The 19807-nt window shown below is 38.9% G+C and carries 14 protein-coding genes; 9 read left to right on the forward strand and 5 right to left on the reverse strand.

Translation table 11 applies throughout. The features are described 5' to 3' along the window. Nucleotides 1-205 precede the first annotated feature (205 nt). Nucleotides 206-865 (reverse strand): biopolymer transporter ExbD, encoded by a 660-nt coding sequence (locus H6G25_RS02790; protein ID WP_190391160.1) that lies wholly within the window; start codon nucleotides 863-865, stop codon nucleotides 206-208. After that, complete coding sequence (locus tag H6G25_RS02795) at nucleotides 855-1565, reverse strand: MotA/TolQ/ExbB proton channel family protein (protein WP_190391161.1); 711 nt, start codon at nucleotides 1563-1565, stop codon at nucleotides 855-857. The genes H6G25_RS02790 and H6G25_RS02795 overlap by 11 nt, the downstream gene beginning before the upstream one ends. Before the next feature lie 263 nt (nucleotides 1566-1828). Between H6G25_RS02795 and H6G25_RS02800 the strand changes: the two genes are divergently transcribed. Beyond that, on the forward strand, nucleotides 1829-2143 hold the full coding sequence (locus H6G25_RS02800; RefSeq protein ID WP_190391162.1) for a YkvA family protein: 315 nt from the start codon (nucleotides 1829-1831) through the stop codon (nucleotides 2141-2143). A 1002-nt stretch (nucleotides 2144-3145) separates the two neighbouring features. On the opposite strand, the gene H6G25_RS02805 is transcribed toward H6G25_RS02800, so the two are convergent. Beyond that, a complete protein-coding gene (locus H6G25_RS02805; protein WP_242025893.1) occupies nucleotides 3146-3547 on the reverse strand; it encodes a hypothetical protein in 402 nt (133 codons plus the stop codon). Between the two features lie 494 nt (nucleotides 3548-4041). Here H6G25_RS02805 and H6G25_RS02810 point away from each other — a divergent pair, with 494 nt between their 5' ends. The 5 genes from H6G25_RS02810 (at nucleotide 4042) to murI (ending at nucleotide 14345) form a co-directional block, all read left to right on the forward strand. Beyond that, the gene (locus H6G25_RS02810) at nucleotides 4042-6726 is read left to right on the forward strand and encodes a DNA methyltransferase (RefSeq protein ID WP_190391163.1); all 2685 of its coding nucleotides are present in this window, start codon (nucleotides 4042-4044) and stop codon (nucleotides 6724-6726) included. 441 nt (nucleotides 6727-7167) lie between these two features. Next, nucleotides 7168-8535, forward strand: coding sequence for a cation:proton antiporter (locus H6G25_RS02815; protein ID WP_199319635.1), 1368 nt, complete (start codon nucleotides 7168-7170; stop codon nucleotides 8533-8535). Between the two features lie 845 nt (nucleotides 8536-9380). Then, a complete protein-coding gene (locus tag H6G25_RS02820) occupies nucleotides 9381-11231 on the forward strand; it encodes an N-acetylmuramoyl-L-alanine amidase (RefSeq protein ID WP_190391164.1) in 1851 nt (616 codons plus the stop codon). Between the two features lie 240 nt (nucleotides 11232-11471). Beyond that, nucleotides 11472-13346, forward strand: a complete 1875-nt coding sequence (locus H6G25_RS02825; RefSeq protein ID WP_190391165.1) for an N-acetylmuramoyl-L-alanine amidase — start codon at nucleotides 11472-11474, stop codon at nucleotides 13344-13346. A gap of 141 nt (nucleotides 13347-13487) precedes the next feature. Then, nucleotides 13488-14345 (forward strand): glutamate racemase, encoded by an 858-nt coding sequence (gene murI / locus H6G25_RS02830; protein ID WP_190391166.1) that lies wholly within the window; start codon nucleotides 13488-13490, stop codon nucleotides 14343-14345. Nucleotides 14346-14420: 75 nt separating this feature from the next. Here the strand turns inward: murI and H6G25_RS02835 are convergent, their stop codons facing one another. Next, on the reverse strand, nucleotides 14421-14618 hold the full coding sequence (locus H6G25_RS02835) for a hypothetical protein (RefSeq protein ID WP_190391243.1): 198 nt from the start codon (nucleotides 14616-14618) through the stop codon (nucleotides 14421-14423). A gap of 1154 nt (nucleotides 14619-15772) precedes the next feature. On the opposite strand from H6G25_RS02835, the gene sds reads away from it, so the two are divergent. Next, the gene (gene sds, locus H6G25_RS02840; RefSeq protein ID WP_190391167.1) at nucleotides 15773-16744 is read left to right on the forward strand and encodes a solanesyl diphosphate synthase; all 972 of its coding nucleotides are present in this window, start codon (nucleotides 15773-15775) and stop codon (nucleotides 16742-16744) included. A 93-nt stretch (nucleotides 16745-16837) separates the two neighbouring features. Here sds and H6G25_RS02845 read toward each other — a convergent pair whose 3' ends face one another. Then, complete coding sequence (locus H6G25_RS02845) at nucleotides 16838-17311, reverse strand: hypothetical protein (RefSeq protein WP_190391244.1); 474 nt, start codon at nucleotides 17309-17311, stop codon at nucleotides 16838-16840. A gap of 206 nt (nucleotides 17312-17517) precedes the next feature. Here H6G25_RS02845 and hetZ point away from each other — a divergent pair, with 206 nt between their 5' ends. Together hetZ and H6G25_RS02855 are read left to right on the forward strand one after the other, a co-directional pair. Then, nucleotides 17518-18705 carry a heterocyst differentiation protein HetZ gene (hetZ, locus tag H6G25_RS02850; protein WP_190391168.1) on the forward strand — a complete coding sequence of 396 codons (1188 nt, stop codon included), beginning with the start codon at nucleotides 17518-17520 and terminating at the stop codon, nucleotides 18703-18705. Between the two features lie 192 nt (nucleotides 18706-18897). Beyond that, nucleotides 18898-19677 carry a PatU gene (locus H6G25_RS02855; protein ID WP_347239141.1) on the forward strand — a complete coding sequence of 260 codons (780 nt, stop codon included), beginning with the start codon at nucleotides 18898-18900 and terminating at the stop codon, nucleotides 19675-19677. Nucleotides 19678-19807 lie beyond the last annotated feature (130 nt).

The raw sequence follows: 19807 nt of genomic DNA on the forward strand, positions 1-19807 counted from the left end.
CTTGGTTTTGTGGATGTAAAAATCTTTGTAGCTTAACCAATTATTTACAAATTAACAGAAGTTTTTTCCAGAACTGGAATTTATTCTAAATATCTTTAGGTTTACTGTCCTTATCAATAAAAATCTCCCCATAAACTCGTAATTGAGGAAAATATGGAGAGATATAATATAAACATACAAAAACAAAATTTCTGGCGAAATGGTATTAATTTTGAGGAGAGGAATTATTTTTTCCCGGTTTTACAGGTGCTTGCGGTAAAGTATTATTGGGAATTAAGATACCAGGAGTTATTCCCTTTCCTGGAACAGGAGCTAAATTTGGGTTACCGGGTGGTAAAGAATTGAAGTTTCCTGGTGGGTTAATTCCTGGGTTGCTAGGATTATTAGGTATTACCGGAATAGGAATAGTAGGGAAGCTAGGTGAATTTGTCAGTGGTTGAGATGATCCGGGAATAATACCCAAGGATACTCGATTTCCTCCCACTTTTCGTAGCAAATCTAATGTTTCAATAACATCATTATAAGTTGCTGTACGTGACGCATTTAATACTAAAATACCCTCTGGATTTGTTTGGATATATTGCTTTAAACGCGATTCCAATTGCTCCCGACTTACAGGTTCTTTTTCTATATAGGTCATCCCCACAGCATCAATTGTCACGGGTAAAATGTTATTTTTAGTTTGGGAATTAGCAGCAGAGCTTGTACCTGTACTAGCTTTAGGTAAATCAACATTAATTGCTTGTTGACGAGTAAATTGTAAAGCTGCTAATAAAAAGAATGTCAGAATACAAAAAACAACATCAATTAAGGGGATAATTTGAATCTGAACGTCTTCACTGGGAGTGTCTAACTTAACTTTCATCTTCTTCTCCTGGTAAAGAGTTCAAGGGGGAATTATCAATTGTACCCTCTGACTCAATTACAGAATTGTCGGGAAATGATTTTCCATTTGAGACTATCCCTAAATTCATTTTATGAGGATCAGGAGGGTACTGACGGTAGAGTAATTCCAATTCATTTCCCGCTTTGTTGAAAACCTTAACTTGGTTAACAACAAAACTTTGAAATAGGCGGTAGAATACCAAACTACTAATTGCTACTATTAATCCTGCGGCTGTACTAATCAAAGATTCCCCAATCCCAGTTGTAACACCAGCAGCAGACTCTGTACCTAAATCACCAATACGAATTGAACTCAGGGAATGAATCAAACCCAAGACTGTACCTAACAATCCTAGCAGGGGCGAGAGAGCAATTACAGCTTCTAAAAGTTTTTCCCCCCGTCGCATTCCTGCTATTTCGTCTGCTGCGGTTGATTCTAGCGCCAATCTAAAGGTTTCTGGATCGTTTTTCTTTAGACGTAAAGGTGCATATAAAAACCTACCAATAGGCTGATTTCTTGCTTTTTCAGCAATTGCTTCCGCTATTTCCCAATTTTCACCAGCAGCATCCAAAACACGATTAACTATTTGTGTTTCCTGGGTAAGAATCTGTAACCAGAACCAAAAACGTTCAAAAATCACACTTAGTGATAGCACTGATAAAACCAGCAAAGGCCACATAGAAGGACCACCCTTCTTGAACAAGTCAAAAACTATAGAGGTCCCGCTCTTATTCAACAAATCTGAAATATCCACTGTTTTGGTTTCCTCACTCCATTACTAGTAATCAAAGCATTTTCATTTTAGAGATTAATGCAAAATTCACAAAATTTTCTAATTAATTGCTAAGAAGTAACATCTTCTATACACAATCTGACGGTTATTCCCACCGGGAGTTTAGAGGATTATTTGCCAAAATAAAAAAATCACTGGAGGTTAAGAGTATGAACTTCTCAATTCAATCCCTGTATACATGGTATCGGAATACATTACGTAATCCTAAATACCGTTGGTGGGTAATTATTGGTACTGTGGCCTATTTAATCAGCCCTTTGGATATTTCTCCGGATTTTATTCCTATTATTGGTCAAATTGATGATGTTTTCCTTGTAACTTTATTCGTTACTGAAGTTTCGGGATTAGTAATTGATGGTTGGAAGGCTAAAAAGGGGACTGTAGAAAATAGTACCAAAAATACATCTAGTTATACACCTCCGACTAGAGAAACTGTGGACGTTGATTCTGCTAAATTGCCTTAAGAGGATGTTTTAAAAGTATTGGGCGAATATAATATGGCTTCGCCTCCCGTCAGGGATACGCTACTACACAAGCGAAGTCTACCCATTCCCGCGGTTCCGTAAGGGATACCTGAAACAATGAAAAATCAAGGCTTATAAACCCACGAAAGTGGGTATTGTATGTTTAGCTGCGTCCGTGTAGCGTGCTGGAAGCATCTTTCTAATCGAAAATAAACGTATAAATTTAGACCGACTTACCCTTCAACTTCGTGAGGTACGAAAATACCCATTAACCTAAAATATTCCGTATCTGACACGCTTTTATTTTAAGTCAATAGTCGATAAATACCAATATCTTAATTATTTGATGATAGTTCTTCCTCGTCGGTTTTATAGTAACATTTTTAAAATTAATTGTCAAGCCTTAATTCTGCTTTTTTCGCGGGCTTTGATGAGGAGATAAATTAACCACGAAGTCACGAAGGACACGAAGGTAAGAGGTTTTCCAGGGTTTTTCTCTGTTGTTGAACTTTATTATTTGGTGATAGTTCTTCCTTGTCGGTTCTATAATAACATTTTTAAAATTAATTGTCAAGCCCTAAATCTGCTTTTTTCGCGGGATTTGATGAGGAGATAAATTAACCACGAAGTCACGAAGAACAGGAAGGTAAGAGGTTTTCCAGGGTTTTTCTCTGTTGTTGAACTTTATTATTTGGTGATAGTTCTTCCTCGCCGATTGTATGGTAACATTTTTAAAATCAATTGTCAACCCCTAATTCTACTTTTTTCGCGGGATTTGATGAGGAGATAAATTAACCACGAAGTCACGAAGAACAGGAAGGTAAGAGGTTTTTTAGGGTTTTTCTCTGTTGTTGAACTTTATTATTTGATGATAGTTCTTCCTCGTCGGTTCTATGATAACATTTTTAAAATTAATTGTCAAGCCCTAAATCTGCTTTTTTCGCGGGCTTTGATGAAGAGTTAAATTAACCATGAGGTAATGAAGGAGATGATAGTTAGATGCTACGATAAATATTGTTCTGCTTCTAGCTTCAATTTATCCCCTTCCAAAAGCAACTGGTCAATATAATCTTTAATATCCATGTAAGGTTGTCTCAAGCTAATTTTTTCTGACTGAATAGCCCTTCTGGTACTTTGTCTTAATTGACCTGCTAATTTACGTTTACCAAATAAATCTAAAGCAACAGAGACGATACTATCAGGGGTAGTTTGTGTAGCTTGTTGATTAATTTCTCGAATAGCTAAATTCACCTCTTTTTTAATAGCTCGTAGTTGTTTTTGAATTAAGCTGATATTTTTGACTTGTAATTTCACTGATTTTGGATGATCTAAAGTTAAAGTCATTTGTTGCTTTAGTTGATAAATTTGGAGTTGGGTTTCTTGTAAATCCATATTTACGACCATTTCTGTTAGCTACTGGGTTTAAGTCTTTTATTAATTGGTTTAACTTCACAACCAATAGCTTCATTACAGCGATTCCTAAATAGCGATCGCATTTTGTCTTTGGTTTAATGAACCTATACCACAGTCTCTTATTTTAAGTCAATAAATACCAATCTCTTAATTATTTGATGATAGTTCTTCCTCGTCGGTTCTATGATAACACATTTAAAATTAATTGTCAAGCCCTAAATCTGCTTTTTTCGCGGGCTTTGATGAGGAGATAAATTAACCACGAAGTCACGAAGAACAGGAAGGTAAGAGGTTTTCCAGGGTTTTTCTCTGTTGTTGAACTTTATTATTTGGTGATAGTTCTTCCTTGTCGGTTCTATAATAACATTTTTAAAATCAATTGTCAACCCCTAATTCTACTTTTTTCGCGCGACTTGCTGGGGAAATTAAATGTTATTTTTGTAATTATTGACAGGTTGGGTATCTTGTTGTTCGGAAAAAAAACTATGACATCATCAACACCAGAAAGTTTATCTAAATTCGTCCAATTTTGCAACCAACACATCACCGGACAGGAACGTAAAGAAGCACAAACTTTTCTTGACCGATTTTTTCGGGCTTTTGGTCATGAAGGTGCTTTGGAGGCTGGTGCGAAATATGAGGAAGCTATTAAAAAAGGTAGTAAATCTGGAAAAACGGGTTTTGCTGATTTGGTTTGGAAACCTCGCGTTTTAATTGAAATGAAAAAGCGCGGAGAAGACCTAAATAAACATTATTCCCAAGCATTTGATTATTGGACTAGGTTAGTTCCTAACCGTCCTAAATATGTGATCTTATGTAATTTTGATCAATTCTGGATTTTTGATTTTGATATTCAGATAGATACACCTGTAGATAAAATCTCCCTTGAGGAACTACCAGCACGGTCGGGAGCGTTGGCTTTTATGGAATTAGGTCAAAAAACTCCTATATTCCAAAATAACCAGGTGGAAGTGACGGAAAGGGCTGCTCGTCGTATGGGAGAGTTATTATTAGAGTTGGAAGCTAGGGGTATTGAAAAGTTAACAGCACAGCGGTTTGTTTTACAATGTGTGTTGGCTATGTTTGCGGAAGATAGACAGTTGTTACCCCGTGATTTGTTTGTTTCTTGTGTTCAAGATTGTATGAATGGGTCAAGTTCCTATGATCTTTTAGGTGGTTTGTTTCGGGAAATGAATCTACCGGGGAAAACTCCTGCGGGACGTTATCAAGGTGTAGATTATTTTAATGGGGGTTTATTTTCTCGCATTGACCCCATTGAATTAACTAGGGAAGAATTAAATTTTTTAGATGTTTCTGCGCGGGAGAATTGGAGTAAGGTCCGTCCGGCGATTTTTGGGAATTTATTTGAGGGAACGGTAGATAAGAAAGAACGTCACGCGAAGGGAATTCATTATACTTCTGAGGGAGATATTATGAAAATTGTCCGTCCCACAATTAGTCGTTATTGGGAGGATAAAATTGAGGAAGCAAATACAGTTAAGGAATTGGGAAAATTACAGATAGAATTACAAGGTTATCGGGTTTTGGACCCTGCTTGTGGTTCGGGAAATTTTCTTTATATAGCATATCAGCAATTGAAAAGAGTGGAAAGAATGCTTTTAGAAAAAATCCAGTCTTTGAATGGGTCTAAAAGTCAACAAATGGAAATGGGTTTGGTAACACCTTTACAGTTTTATGGTATGGATACAAATCCTTTTGCTGTGGAATTAGCGCGGGTAACTTTGATGATAGCGCGGAAAATTGCGATTGATGATTTATGTTTAACTGAACCTGCTTTACCTTTGGATACTTTGGATGATAATATTGTTTGTCAAGATGCTTTGTTTGGTGAATGGGTCAAAGCTAATGCTATTATTGGAAATCCACCGTTTTTAGGTGGTAAAAACATGAGAATGGATTTGAATGATGAATATGTAGATAGAATTTTTCAACGTTTTCCGAAAGTTAAAGATGTAGATTTTTGTGCTTATTGGTTTCGGTTGGCTCATGATAAAATTGATGAGAAGGGTAGAGTTGGTTTGGTTGGTACTAATTCTATAAGTCAAGGTAAAAGTAGAATTGCGGCTTTAGATTATATTACTCAAAATGGTGGTTATATTCATGAGGCTGTTTCTACACAACCTTGGTCTGGTGCTGCGAAGGTTCATGTGAGTATTATTAATTGGTGTAAGGATAAACCGCGAAAATATTATTTAGATGATCTTGTAGTTTCACAAATCAATTCTTCTCTAAAATCTAGTGTTGATGTTTCTCAAGCTGTGCGGTTAAAAGTAAATCTCAATAAATGCTTTCAGGGTGTAATTCCTGTGGGAAAAGGATTTTTTGTAACTGAACAACAGGTTACAGATTGGATAAAAACAGATGTAAAAAATCAAGATGTTCTTAAACAATCTATTTCAGCACAAGATTTAACAGATAATCCTCATGGTACACCGAAAAGATGGATTATTGATTTTAATGATATGAGTCTTGAGGATGCTAGTGATTATCAATTACCTTTTGAACACATTAAAACCTATGTTAAATATGAACGTGATAGTAATCGTAGAGATGTTACCAGAATGAATTGGTGGAAATATGGTGAAAAAAGACCAGCAATGAGAACAGCATTATCTACTTTATCATTTTATTTTGCAGTTCCTTGTCATTCTAAATGGTTTATTTTTTCACGAGTTAATAAAGATTGGCTACCTAATAACTCTATTACTGTTCTCGCATTAGATGATTTTTATATCCTTGGTATTCTCACATCTAACGTACATCGTGTTTGGGTAAAAGCGCAAAGTTCGACTTTAAAAGGTGACACTCGTTACACTCACAACACTTGTTTTGAAACCTTCCCCTTTCCGCAAACAGTAGATATCAACCTAGTCCAACAAATTCGCACTAAAACAGAAGAACTACATGAATATCGTAGTCAACAAATGGAAACCAAACAATGGGGAATCACTACATTATATAATAAATTTTTCACCGAACCGAGCAGTCAACTTTATAAACTACATCAACAACTGGATAAACTGGTAATGTCAGCTTATCAATTCAACCCAGAAGATGATATTTTAGAAAGACTGCTGCTATTAAATTTAGAATTAGCTGAAAAAGAAAAACAGGGAATTAAAATTATTGGACCAGAAATAGCAAATTAGTAGTAAGTATGTAGGGTGCGTTAGAAGCGTTAAAAGATGATAAAATCAACTATTAAATAAAATCCGCGAGGTAACGCACCAAATTTACAGTAGAGTTCAACTTTATGAGGTACAAAAATACTCCACCCCTTCAAGTAAGGGGTGTACCTCATAAACCTAATAGGCTGTATAATAATAAACCTATAGATTCAGGTGCGTTACGCAATGCTTACACACCCTACTATTTCTGTATAATAATAAACCTATAGATTCAGGTGCGTTACGCAATGCTTACACACCCTACTATTTCAGGACTTACTCTTTGCGCTTTCGCGTCTCTGCGGGAGATAAAACTTTTCAATTCCGACCAAAAGCAGATCAGATCAAGTTAACTGCACAAATTACCACCAAAAATAGGTAAAAATAAAAAAAAGGATCTTTGTATAACCAATACAGTTTTTCATGGAAATCAACTTTAACGTTCCCTTATTGGCTACAGCCACAGAAACAGCAGATAGTTCCATGGTATTAGCGGCCGTACTATTGAGTTTAGTCGTGATTTACTTTGCCAGCAAGGTGGGGGGGGAATTATCCAACAAAATCGGTTTACCAGCGGTTTTAGGTGAACTTGTCGGGGGTGTGGTTATCGGTGTCTCTGTACTGCATTTGTTGATATTCCCTGAAGGTGGTACAGACGCTGCTAATTCTTTGATTATGTCCTTTTTGCAAATCACCGCTGGGTTAAGTCCAGAAGCGACACCACAGGTATTTGCAGCCCAGTCTGAGGTGATTTCGGTTTTATCAGAATTGGGTGTGATTATCCTCTTGTTTGAAATTGGCTTAGAGTCTAATCTCAAAGACCTTATGGCCGTGGGTATTCAGGCTTTTGTTGTGGCTACCGTGGGGGTGATAGTTCCCTTTGCTGCGGGAACTGTGGGGTTAATGACAATATTTGGTGTTAGTGCTATACCTGCTATTTTCGCTGGTGCGGCCTTAACTGCAACTAGTATTGGAATTACGTCTAAAGTGCTTTCGGAAATAGGTCGCTTAAATTCTAAAGAGGGACAGATTATCCTGGGTGCTGCGGTTATTGATGATGTTTTGGGAATTATCGTGCTGGCTGTAGTTGCTAGTTTAGCTAAAGATGGCGCGGTTGATGTCGGTAATGTGGTTTATTTAATTATTAGCGCCAGTGCTTTTTTGATTGGGGCGGTGGTTTTTGGTAATGTATTTAATAAATCCTTTGTGGCGATCGCTGATAAACTTAAAACTAGAGGGGAATTAGTCATCCCGGCCTTCATTTTTGCCATAATCATGTCTTACCTAGCCTCTGTCATCCATTTAGAGGCAATTCTGGGAGCTTTTGCTGCTGGTTTAGTTCTCGAAGAAACGGACAAACGCAAGGAATTACAAAAGCAAGTTATCCCCATTGCGGATATGCTAGTTCCAGTTTTCTTTGTGACTGTGGGAGCAAAAACTGATTTAGGAGTCTTAAACCCAGCCATTCCCACAAATCAAGAAGCCTTAATCATGGCAACTTTCCTGATTACCGTCGCCATTATTGGTAAAGTGGTGACAGGACTAACAGTATTTGGTCAACCGGGAATTAATCGCTTGGCTATTGGTGTAGGAATGATTCCCAGGGGTGAAGTAGGTTTAGTATTCGCTGGTGTAGGTGCTGCTAGTGGTGTCCTTTCCAAACCACTAGGGGCAGCAATCATTATGATGGTGATTATTACCACATTTATCGCTCCTCCCCTGTTAAGAATCGTATTTCCCGAATCAAACACTACAGCCAACTTAGATAGTAAAACTGAAAAACTATTATAGCAGGAATGAAGGCAAATTCCTATATTTAAAAAGCAAGTATTTAGGGGGTTGAATCAACAAAAGTCTCAAATCCCCGACTTGTTCCTTAATCATGTCAATAACTGGTGAATTAATGCTATAATCGAACTATTTAGTTTTTCTATATCTGTTGTGCCTTTTAAGTTGACTAAGTAAGGAGGTTAAAGGAAACTTATCTCATGAAAGATCCGTCTCTTTGGGTATTGTTATCATCTCACCTAGAAAATAAATAGAAAGGTTAATTGAATTTCCCCGTTGGTTTGATAAATTTTTCTTTGTTTCCCATTATTTAGTAGACATGATCATCTTTTATCGATCTATTTTTCCCTGTTTAAGTGTTATAAACTGTAGATTTTTTAGTAAGGAGAATAACCCGCATTTTTTACAGGGGTTTCCGCTCTTATGAGGTACATCTTAAGCCACCTCCTCGCACCCCCCTCAATCCCCCCGCTGCGGGGGGAAGAAAAGGATAAATTTTTGATATTGGAGGGGGTTGGGGGTGGGGTTCTTGTACCTCATAACATCGGGAAGTGCTGTATGTCAGCAGTTGACAGTGGTGGGTATTTTTGGTATTTCTTATTGACATTGACCACTAGAACAGGTAGATCATACAAACAAAACCCGGAAATTTTCCTTAGTCCAGGGTATGACTAAACTTGTCTAAGTATTGACTCCGTTTGTGTAGTAGGGATTTTTGATAAACTTCTTACTCTCAGGTGTAGGAAAATAATGGAAATAGTGTCATAAATTATCAAATTTTTGAGAAATTTAAAGATATTAATTTGATATTCACTAATTCAATAAATATAAATCAGGAGAAAAGAACTGTGAAATTAGAGTGGTTGCTACCCGGTACTTTTGGAAGTATACTCATGCTATCGTCGCCGAGTTTAGCCACAACCCTGGAATCTTGGCGATTTTACCCCAATCAAAACCTGTTAGAAATTAATACAAGTGGTGGTGTCCAACCACAAGCACAACTAATTTTTAATCCCACTCGCTTAGTAATTGACTTACCGGGTGTAAAATTGGGACCTTCTCAGTTAACCCAACCTGGTAGAGGAGTGCGGGAAATTCGTATTGGCCAGTTTGACGAACAAACAACACGGATAGTTTTAGAATTGAGTCCTGGTTATACCCTAGACCCTAATCAGGTAAAATTTGTCCCTAAACGTGCTAATCGTTGGACTGTACAATTACCAAAATTAGAAAGGGAGTCTCTATCACCCCAGGGGGAAAATCCTGAAAATACTACTAATAATAATTACAATCTAGTTAATATCGTCCCCCAATCTAAACCTGAGTTTTCACCAATAGCGAGTAGTAGTGGGGGAAAAACTCAGTTAGAGAATTTACAAATTACTGGTGACGGCTTTTTTGTTCGTACTAATGGCGGTAGTCCTCAAACAAGAACCATCAGAAGCCGTGATAAAACTACTATATTTGTTGATATCCTAGATACAACCTTATCACCAAACTTAACCCCAGGAAAATTAGCAGTTAATAAATACGGTGTTTCCCGCATTGAATTTACTCAATTGCGAACCACACCAACATCTGTGCGTATGACCTTGAGGGTAGAAGAAAATAGCCCTGACTGGCGAGTAACTTCCAGTAGCAGCGGTTTAGTTCTGCTTCCTAGCAGGGGAGTTGTGAGTTTACCTGAAAATGGGAATCTGCCGCCAAGTATAAATAATAACGATAATAACGGCTCGACTGCAACTATTGAGTCTGTAGCAATTGTGAATAATGGCACACAATTACTGATTAGATCCGATCAAACTGTATCTGCGACAACTGGTTGGGATAGAAGCACTGGTTTATTTCGCATTACTATTCCCAACGCTAACTTAGCGCCGGATATCAAAAGTCCCACCTTTGAAACTAATAGTCCTATACTCAAACTCCGTCTTCAACCTCAACCGCCAAATACTGTAGTTATTTTTATTCAACCTGCGTCAGGTATTAGCCTTGGACCTATTAATCCAGCCGGAGACAACCTGTTGGCTTTAAAACTACAAGGATCTCGTTTAATGAGACCACCTTTAATCTTACCACCTTTATCACCACCAAAGCAAGAAATACCTGACCTAAATCCACAACAGCCAGAAAACAGACCTCAACCCACAGTTCCCAAAGGAAAATTAGTAGTTGTCATTGACCCCGGACATGGTGGTAAAGATTCAGGTGCGGTTGGTATCGGGGGAGTACAGGAAAAAAATGTCATTTTACCCATTGGGAAAAGGATTGCTGAAGTTTTGGAACGAAACGGTATTCAGGTGATTATGACTAGAGATTCTGATTACTTTGTTACCTTACCAGGAAGAATAACCATAGCCCAACGGGCTAAAGCTGATGTATTTGTGAGTATTCACGCTAATTCAGCAGGTGCGAATCGTCCAGAAGTCAACGGTTTAGAAACCTATTATTATGATAATGGTTTAACATTAGCTCGCATTGTCCATAGTAAAATTCTGCAAAATCTCAATGTTAGAGACAGGAATGTACGCAAAGCCAGATTTTATGTACTTCGCAAAAACTCCATGCCATCAATTTTAGTAGAAACTGGTTTCGTAACTGGCAGAGAAGATGTTACCAATCTCAATAGTCCAGCCTATCAAAATAAAATGGCAGATGCGATCGCCCAGGGGATTCTTCAGTATTTAAGATCCAGATAAATAGTAATTTATAACACTCAACACCACACATAATCACCAATGCCAGAAAAATAAATTTGCTCAAAAAATCTTAAAACTAAAATTATATGCTAAAATGTTACGCCATTAGCCGTGTATTATGGCAACGCCACAATCTTGGACTTGAGCAAAGTCAAAGTTAAAGCGGTGAAGTGTGTGAAGATTAGCCTCTAAATTGAGATATTGACAAATGATGATGAATGCAAATCAGGAGAAAGGATTGTGAAACTACATTGGTTAATACCCAGCACTTTTGGCACGGTCTTCATGCTATCTTCCCCTGCTTTGGCTGGAAAATTAGAATCTTGGCGGTTTGATCCTAATCAAAATCGGCTGGAAATTAATACATCTACTGCTGTCCAACCCCAAGCCCAACTGATTTTTGACCCGACTCGCTTGGTAATTGACTTACCAGGGACGGAATTTGGTCGTCCGCAATTAATACAACAAATTGGTGGCCAAATTCGCGCTGTCCGCATTGGGCAATTTGACGCACAAACAACACGCTTAGTTGTAGAACTTGCTCCTGGTTACACCTTCAACTCTAGCCTAATCAAATTTGTTCCCATAAGTAGTAACCGCTGGATAGTAGAATTACCGAAGCCAGAAGTTGCTTCTGGGGAAACTGAAGAACCATCAACACTACCGCCTTCAGATATATCATCTCAAACTACACTGCCCCCTCAAAGTATTTACAATGTAGTCACAACAAATCCCATTACCCCATCTAAACAGGAAATATCGCCAGCAACCGTAGTTCAGATAGAGAAATTACAAGTCACAGGAGATGGTTTTTTTATTAGTAGCAGTGGTGGTAATCCTCAATTGCAAGTCAATCCCAGCAATGATCATCGCTCTGTAAACATTGATATCATTGGTGCATCTTTATCACCAAATATGGGACAACGGGATTTATTAATTAATCGCTATGGTGTCCGGCGCATCCAATTTAGCCAATTACCAAGTAGTCCGTCTGTTGTTCGCATGACCTTGCAGTTAGATAGCACTAGTCGTAATTGGCGAGCAATGGCTAGCAGTAATAGCGGTTTTATCGTCATCCCAGATCGTGTTAGTAAATCATCTAATAATGATGATCAATCTTATACACCATCAGCTAATGACTCCCCCGCGATTATTCAATCTGTGGAAATGGGTGGAAACGGCACACAACTACTGATTCGGGCAGATCAAAGAATATCTGCTACCACTGGCTGGGATAGAAGCTCAGGTCTATTTCGCATCACCATTCCTAATGCTAAGTTAGCCAATCAGGTCCAAGGTCCTAGTTTTAATGCTCACAGCCCTATTCTTAAAGTCCGTCTTCAACCCCAAGCTCCCAATACCGTAGTTGTTCTTGTTCAACCTGCTTCCGGTGTTAGCTTTGGTGTACTCAATCAAGTCACCTCTGGTTTGTTAGCACTACCATTACAAACTACCCTCCGCGCTCAACGCCCTGGAATTATACCCCCTGTCCCTCCTATACCACGACCAGATCCCCCAAGTTTTAGCGCAGATACTTCTCAAACAAAACCCCAGCCACCTCTACCAGTCCCTAAAGGGAAAATTTTAGTAGTTATTGATCCGGGACATGGTGGTAAAGATTCTGGCGCTCCTGGACTAGGTGGGTTGCTAGAAAAGGATGTTGTTCTACCTATTAGTATAAAATTGGCTAGGATTTTAGAGCAAAATGGTGTGCAGGTGGTACTGACTAGAGATGCTGACTTTTTTGTGGAACTCCAAGGACGGGTAGATATAGCCAGGCGTGTTAATGCTACTCTGTTCGTCAGCATTCACGCCAATTCCGTGGATAATCGCCCTGATGTCAATGGCTTAGAAGTCTATTATTATGACAGTGGTTATGGTTTAGCAGAAACTGTTCGTCAAGCCATTCTCCAAAATATCAGTACCCTGAATAATCGAGGAACTCGTAAAGCTAGATTTTATGTGCTGAGAAAAAATTCTATGCCTGCTATTTTAGTGGAAACAGGTTATATGACTGGTCGAGAAGATAATCCCCGTTTAGGATCATCAGAGTATCAAACTCGTATGGCTGAGGGCATAGCTCGTGGTGTTCTCAATTATTTAAAACAACGCTAATCATAGCATTTCCCATCCTCATAGGTACAGGAATAGAGAATTAACCGCAGATAAACGCAGATAATTTTGTACCTCAGTGGACTAGGAAATGGTATATTGTTTTCTATTTACCACTAACCACAATCTAAATTAATATTTGCTGTGTATTCACCTTCTATTTTTGATAGTCATTTTCATGCTTTCTCCCCTCAAGAACCTCAACGCGCTCCTATTGGGGTATTTGATAGCGGTGTCGGCGGACTAACCGTACTGCGACAACTGTATCAACAGCTTCCCAATGAATCAATTATTTATGTGGGGGACACAGCCCGTCTTCCTTATGGTATTCGTTCTCAAACAGAAATTCTGCAATTTGTCCGGGAAATCCTCCACTGGATGCACCAGCAACGGGTTAAAATGGCAATTATGGCTTGTAACACCAGTTCGGCTCTGGCATTAGATATTGTCCGTCAAGAATTTGATTTCCCCATTTTAGGTGTGATTTTACCGGGTGCAAAGGCGGCTGTTCAGCAAGGGCAGCGTATTGGTGTTATTGCTACCCCAGCAACGGCTCAAAGTAATGCCTATCGTCAAGCTATTTTAGAAATTAAATCTAATGTCCAAGTTTGGCAGGTCAGTTGTCCGGAGTTTGTCCCCCTAATTGAGCAAAATCGCATCCATGACCCTTATACTACTCAAATAGCCAAAACTTATCTAGAACCTTTACTTCACCAAGAAATAGATACTTTAGTTTATGGTTGTACCCATTATCCTCATTTATCACCAGTTTTGCGATCGCTCCTCCCCACCCAAGTCAAGCTAATTGACCCGGCGGTTTATGTGGTAGCAGCTTGCTCCCAAGAGTTAGACATATTAGGTATTAAAAATACTCATCCACCCATGCCTACCCGCTTCGCGGTCAGCGGTTGTCCTCAACAATTTACTCAGTCTGGTTTCCAGTGGTTGGGCTATACTCCCATGGTAGAACAGGTATGTTTTGCTGATGCAGTTGTATCTTAAAGTCAGGAGTCACGAGGGAGAGAAAATAAGAAAATTCTTCCCCTGCTTCCCCCCTCCCCTCCTGGAAAGTCCCCGTCATTGACTATTGACTACTCCGGTGACATTCGCAGTTAGTCCCCTCTGCTGCTTGTAATTATCTCGGATAGTATTAGAATTGCTTCGACGAACATCTTTCCTGCCCGTTCGCTTTGCTAGTGCTAATAATAGGTATACACTAAATAAGTAGCCAGCAGCTAAAATAAATATCATCATAGGCATATTTCCGTAAATCATTGTTCCACCATCTTTGATTGCTAAGGAATATAAAATTGCACACAAAATTAGCAAAACTCCAGTCAACCAAGTGTCTTCTTGATTTCTGTAGTTAGCTACACCAGGACTTCCAGAGGAAAACCCGAATTTCTCTGGTCAGTCCATTTATTTTCTTTAGTATCAACCTTCCCAGGCTATACATCTGACAGCAGTAAGATTGCTACATAGTAACCAATAACTGCGCTCATCAGCAGTCTACCTAGCCTGTGTTATTGACCTCACACCAATTTAAATAGATATGCGCTGATACTCAAGGTGGGCTGAATACGTTGAGTTAGTTCCATGATTGGAAAAGCATAATTCAACTCAAAAGGTATGCTTGCCGTACAGAGTTTAAATAGGAATAATTTCCATCTTCTCTTTGGCAGGGAGTTATTTTAGACTCACAACACTACTGAGCAAAAACACGCTGTGATGATTTTACTTCGGAAGTGAATAATCTGAAAAATTTAATATTTCTACAACCTAGCGTAACACAATCGGCCTGAATTTGAAGCTATCTTCTAGACTAAATTTTAAATTTTTTTACTGCTGACAACCAGCTTAAATTTATTAAATATAAGTGTTGCTTGTATCACGTTACATCTTGGATCATTACTTACTTCTTCCTCAAGTTAACAAAAATCTATTATTTTTAAGTAATTCCTGATTCAATACCTATGCCAATTTTCTCAAAATAGGTCTCAAACCGAATAAAATCCTTACCCCATTAATAGGGTTTTTAGCGAATTAGCCCCCATCGTAACATATTTTCAAACTCATATAGAGAGTTTGCTGAATAAATCTAAAATTTTCCTTTTGACCAAAAATATGGGATAAAAGCCCCGTCCTTCTAGGACAGCTTTATGATAAAACAAGATATAGTAGCCTTATTTACGGCATGAGGAGACTATCAACGAACGTCGAGGGATAATAAGACTATTTTGCTAGCACAACCCAATGAAGCAAGGAATCCTGGGATTTTAGGACGAGGAAGTATGTCAATATTGCCTCGTGACCATAGATATAGATATTGAAAATCAGATTGCTGGAGGAAAACTTTGCCGTGCTACTGGGTTATCTTAAAATTAAAGGATATGTAAACTTTTGTAACCTAAGCCAGAGTCCGCCCATCCATGACCCCAGCCACCTCCCTGTTTGCCCCTGTGGAAGCAGACCTGCAAATACTAGCAGATAACCTTAAACAGCTAGTTGGAAATCGCCACCCCATTCTTTATGCCGCAGCCGAACATTTATTCGGTGCTGGGGGTAAGCGCATCAGACCCGCCATAGTGCTACTTATATCGCGGGCGACTATGTTAAACAAAGATATCACAGCGCGTCACAGACGATTAGCAGAAATTACAGAAATGATCCACACAGCTAGTTTGGTACATGATGATGTAGTAGATGAGTCAAGTGTCCGCCGTGGTGTACCGACTGTACATAGTTTGTTTGGTAATCGCATTGCTGTACTTGCGGGGGATTTCCTCTTTGCTCAATCTTCGTGGTATTTAGCGAATCTCAACAATTTGGATGTTGTCAAACTACTTTCAGAAGTAATTATGGATTTAGCAGCTGGGGAAATCCAGCAAGGACTAAATCGTTTTGATGCTAGTCTTTCTACAGAAACTTACCTGCAAAAGAGCTATTACAAAACAGCGTCATTAATTGCCAACAGTTCTAAAGCCGCTGGATTAATTAGTGAAGCATCCCTAGAAACTGCCGAACACTTGCATAGTTATGGTCGCCATTTAGGTCTTTCCTTTCAGATAGTAGATGATATTCTTGATTTCACCAGTTCAACAGAAACTCTGGGTAAACCAGTCGGTTCTGATCTCAAAAGTGGCAACCTAACAGCACCAGCTTTATACGCCTTAGAAGAAAAACCTGACTTGGAGGCCTTAATTGCCAGAGAGTTTGCCCAGAGTGGGGATTTAGAGCAGGCATTGGCACTAATTCATGATAGTCGAGGTATTGAGCGTGCTAAAGAATTAGCTGCACACCATGCTAAACTGGCCACTGAGCATATCAGCATTTTAGATCCATCAGAATCACGCCAAGCTTTAATGGATTTGACTGGACATGTACTCAGTCGGCTCTACTAAAAAATTTAGGGAGATTTAAGATTTGGGATTTTGGATGTTAAATCTCCTTAATCCCAGTTGATTTCCTATGTTTTTTTGAATTTTTCGGGCTGTTTAGGCAATATGGGGAGGAACTTTTCTTGAGCGTCTAAATTTTTGTAGTTGTTGCCCAATCAGTGTTTCCAGTTCAGATCGTCGCACTTCGACAGTATTAGTGATAATTCCTGGTGTTTCTACAAAAACTATGCTGTGTAATGGTTTGACAGCTACTAATTGGAACAAAAGGTGGGTGACGTACATGGAGGCTGGCAGCATAAGAGGGTCACGCCCAGCATCTGAGATTAGGGAAACATCCTGTATGGTAGGGAAAGCGTAAATAACTTGCTTTTCTATTCCTGGATTTGCGCGGTTGCTCAATGTTGTTAAAACCCAATCATGGTCAGAATTTTCGAGAATAAAGTATTGGTGGTGTTTTAACCTTTGGGCAATAGCGATTAACACAGGAGCGATTGATACCATAAGTTGTGGTGTCATACCATCCTGGGGTGCATTATCTATCAGCAATTGAATTTGTGCTTCTAAATCCATCATGAATTGTTAATGACTTTTGGGTAATGGCTAAAACATAAGAGAGGAAGACCCCAGAAAATTGAGATTTACGAGTTCAATATTTTTTGGCGGCCACACCCTCAATGTAAATTAGTTTGGGTTCAAGAAAAAAACTATGAAGCTAATATCCAAAGTCTAACAAGTCGTGTCCAAAATATGTTAGGGTCTTTTTGAGAACTGGGACTATGAATTCAGCCACAATCGCAACTACTCAGGGGAAAATTTCTATCAGCGTCGAGGTCATCTTTCAATTCCTGTTTAGGGAGCTTCGACAGTCAACTAGGGCTTCGGAGCAAAATTGTCATGATGTATCTGTGAGAATTACCAATGAAGTCCTACGGATTTGTAATGAAAGTAAACGCATTCAAACTTCCGGGTCTATAGAAAGTTCAGCCATGAGCCTAGCTAAACATCGCTTACAACAGTGTATCCGATATTATCAATTAGGTTCAAGTCGTGGCAGGGTAGAACTACACGGCACACTGAGTGCCATCGTTTATCGTTATATTAATCCTCCTCACAAGCAATTAAGCTATCAAGGGCGGTTGACTATCATTGAAGATTTTCTTCAGAGTTTTTATCTGGAGGCTTTAAATGCTTTTAGAAGGGAGAACCAACTAGATCCCACCTATCGCCCACAGACTCTATTGGAATTGGGAGAATACATGGCATTTACCGAGAGATATGGTAAACGCCGGATTCCCCTACCTGGAAGACAGCAACAACTAATTATTCTCCGAGCGCAAACTTTCTCAAAACAGCAACCTCCAGAAACAAGTGTAGATATAGAACAAGCTTCGGAAGGAGGTAGCGGTGAGTCTGACAGTTCTTGGGAAGAGCCTGTTATTCATCAATTGCGTTCGGCTATGGCTTCCCAACCTGAACCGGAAGAAGATACGCTGCGCTCCGTTGTAATTACAGAATTAATCAACTATTTAAAGGAAAAAGAACAATCTGACTGTGCCGATTACTTTGCTCTTCGTCTTCAGGATTTATCAGCACCAGAAATTGAGTCAATTTTGGGTTTAACATCTCGGCAGCGTGATTACTTACAGCAACGCTTTAAATATCATTTAATTCGGTTTTCTCTTTTACATCGCTGGGAATTGGTCCATGAGTGGCTAGAAGTTTCTTTACCCACTAATTTGGGTTTAACTCCGATTCAATGGGAAACTTATTTAGCCCAGCTAGATGATAAACAAAAGTTCATCTTAGATTTAAAACAGCAGGGAAAATCTGACGAGCAAATAGCCAAGACTGTCGGCTTGTCAATGGCACAATTACAGAAACGTTGGTTTAAGATTCTCGAAGAAGCTTGGGAAATTCGTAACTCCCTAGTTTCCGGATCTAGTGCATCTACCCATGAATGGTGACTTGTGAATCTTCACAAAATTATCAACTTGCTTGGGTATTGAAAAATTATAACTTCAACACCTACGGGTATGGCTTGTTAGAATGTGAGGAAATTGACGGGGTAGACATTTATCTCAAGACGGTGGCCTTTTTATGGTGAACTGAGCTTGGGAGAAAGGCCCCAAACCTTTCAATCGGGAGAAATTCCTACTGTGCAAGAACGTTTTCAAGCCATTATTAAGCGTCGTTTACAAGACCAAATAATACAAAATCCACCTTTGTTCCCCTGGGAAACACAATTAGTAGAGTATCCTGAATGTGTTGAAGAACAATCACCCGAATTAGTTCCTATTTGGGCGTGGACTCTCCATCAGTCTAAGTTGAATTTGCCTATTCCTCTCCCTGAGAAAGTTTTCTGGCAATTGTTAGAAAAAGCTCACGTATTATTGGCATCTCCTGTACCACTAGGAGCTAAATTAGTTCAGGTGGTGGAAAGTATGTTCCCTAAGGATACCCAGACTATTAATGATTTGGCTGGGTTAGTCTTGAGAAGCTCTTATCGTTCTGCCGATACTTTGACAGCACCTAATATTGAGAGCGATTATTTTGATTTACTACCACGTCAACAAATGGCGTTGTCCTTAATGGCAGCTAAACAACTGCTCGAAAATTTAACTTTGCCGATTTCATCTACTCAGCCCTTAGTGGAAAGACAATGGCTGACTACTGTGGGAACTCTGAGTATCCGAGTAGAGTTATGGAATATAGGCAAATTTACGAAGTTAATTGTTGAGGGTGAATTACCCATACCTGGGATTCTACACCTCCAGGCTAATAATACTCAAGATTTTATAAAATCTGAGACTTCCGAAATACCAATTATAGAGTTACAAATTGATGGAATTGCTGCAACTTATACTTTGGCGGTGGAGTTCCCAGAATTAGATCAACGGCCTTTATTATTGGCTATTCAACTGAAAATAACTGCCTGAGCAAAATTAATTCAACATTTTCGGAACAAACACGAATCTCTGTATTTCCTGTCTATTCCCTATTCCCTCTTCCAAATATATACTGAATTTACGTGAATTATAAATTATAAAAGTCCTGAATTTAACTGAA

Source organism: Dolichospermum sp. FACHB-1091 (assembly GCF_014697585.1).
Lineage (GTDB): Bacteria > Cyanobacteriota > Cyanobacteriia > Cyanobacteriales > Nostocaceae > Dolichospermum.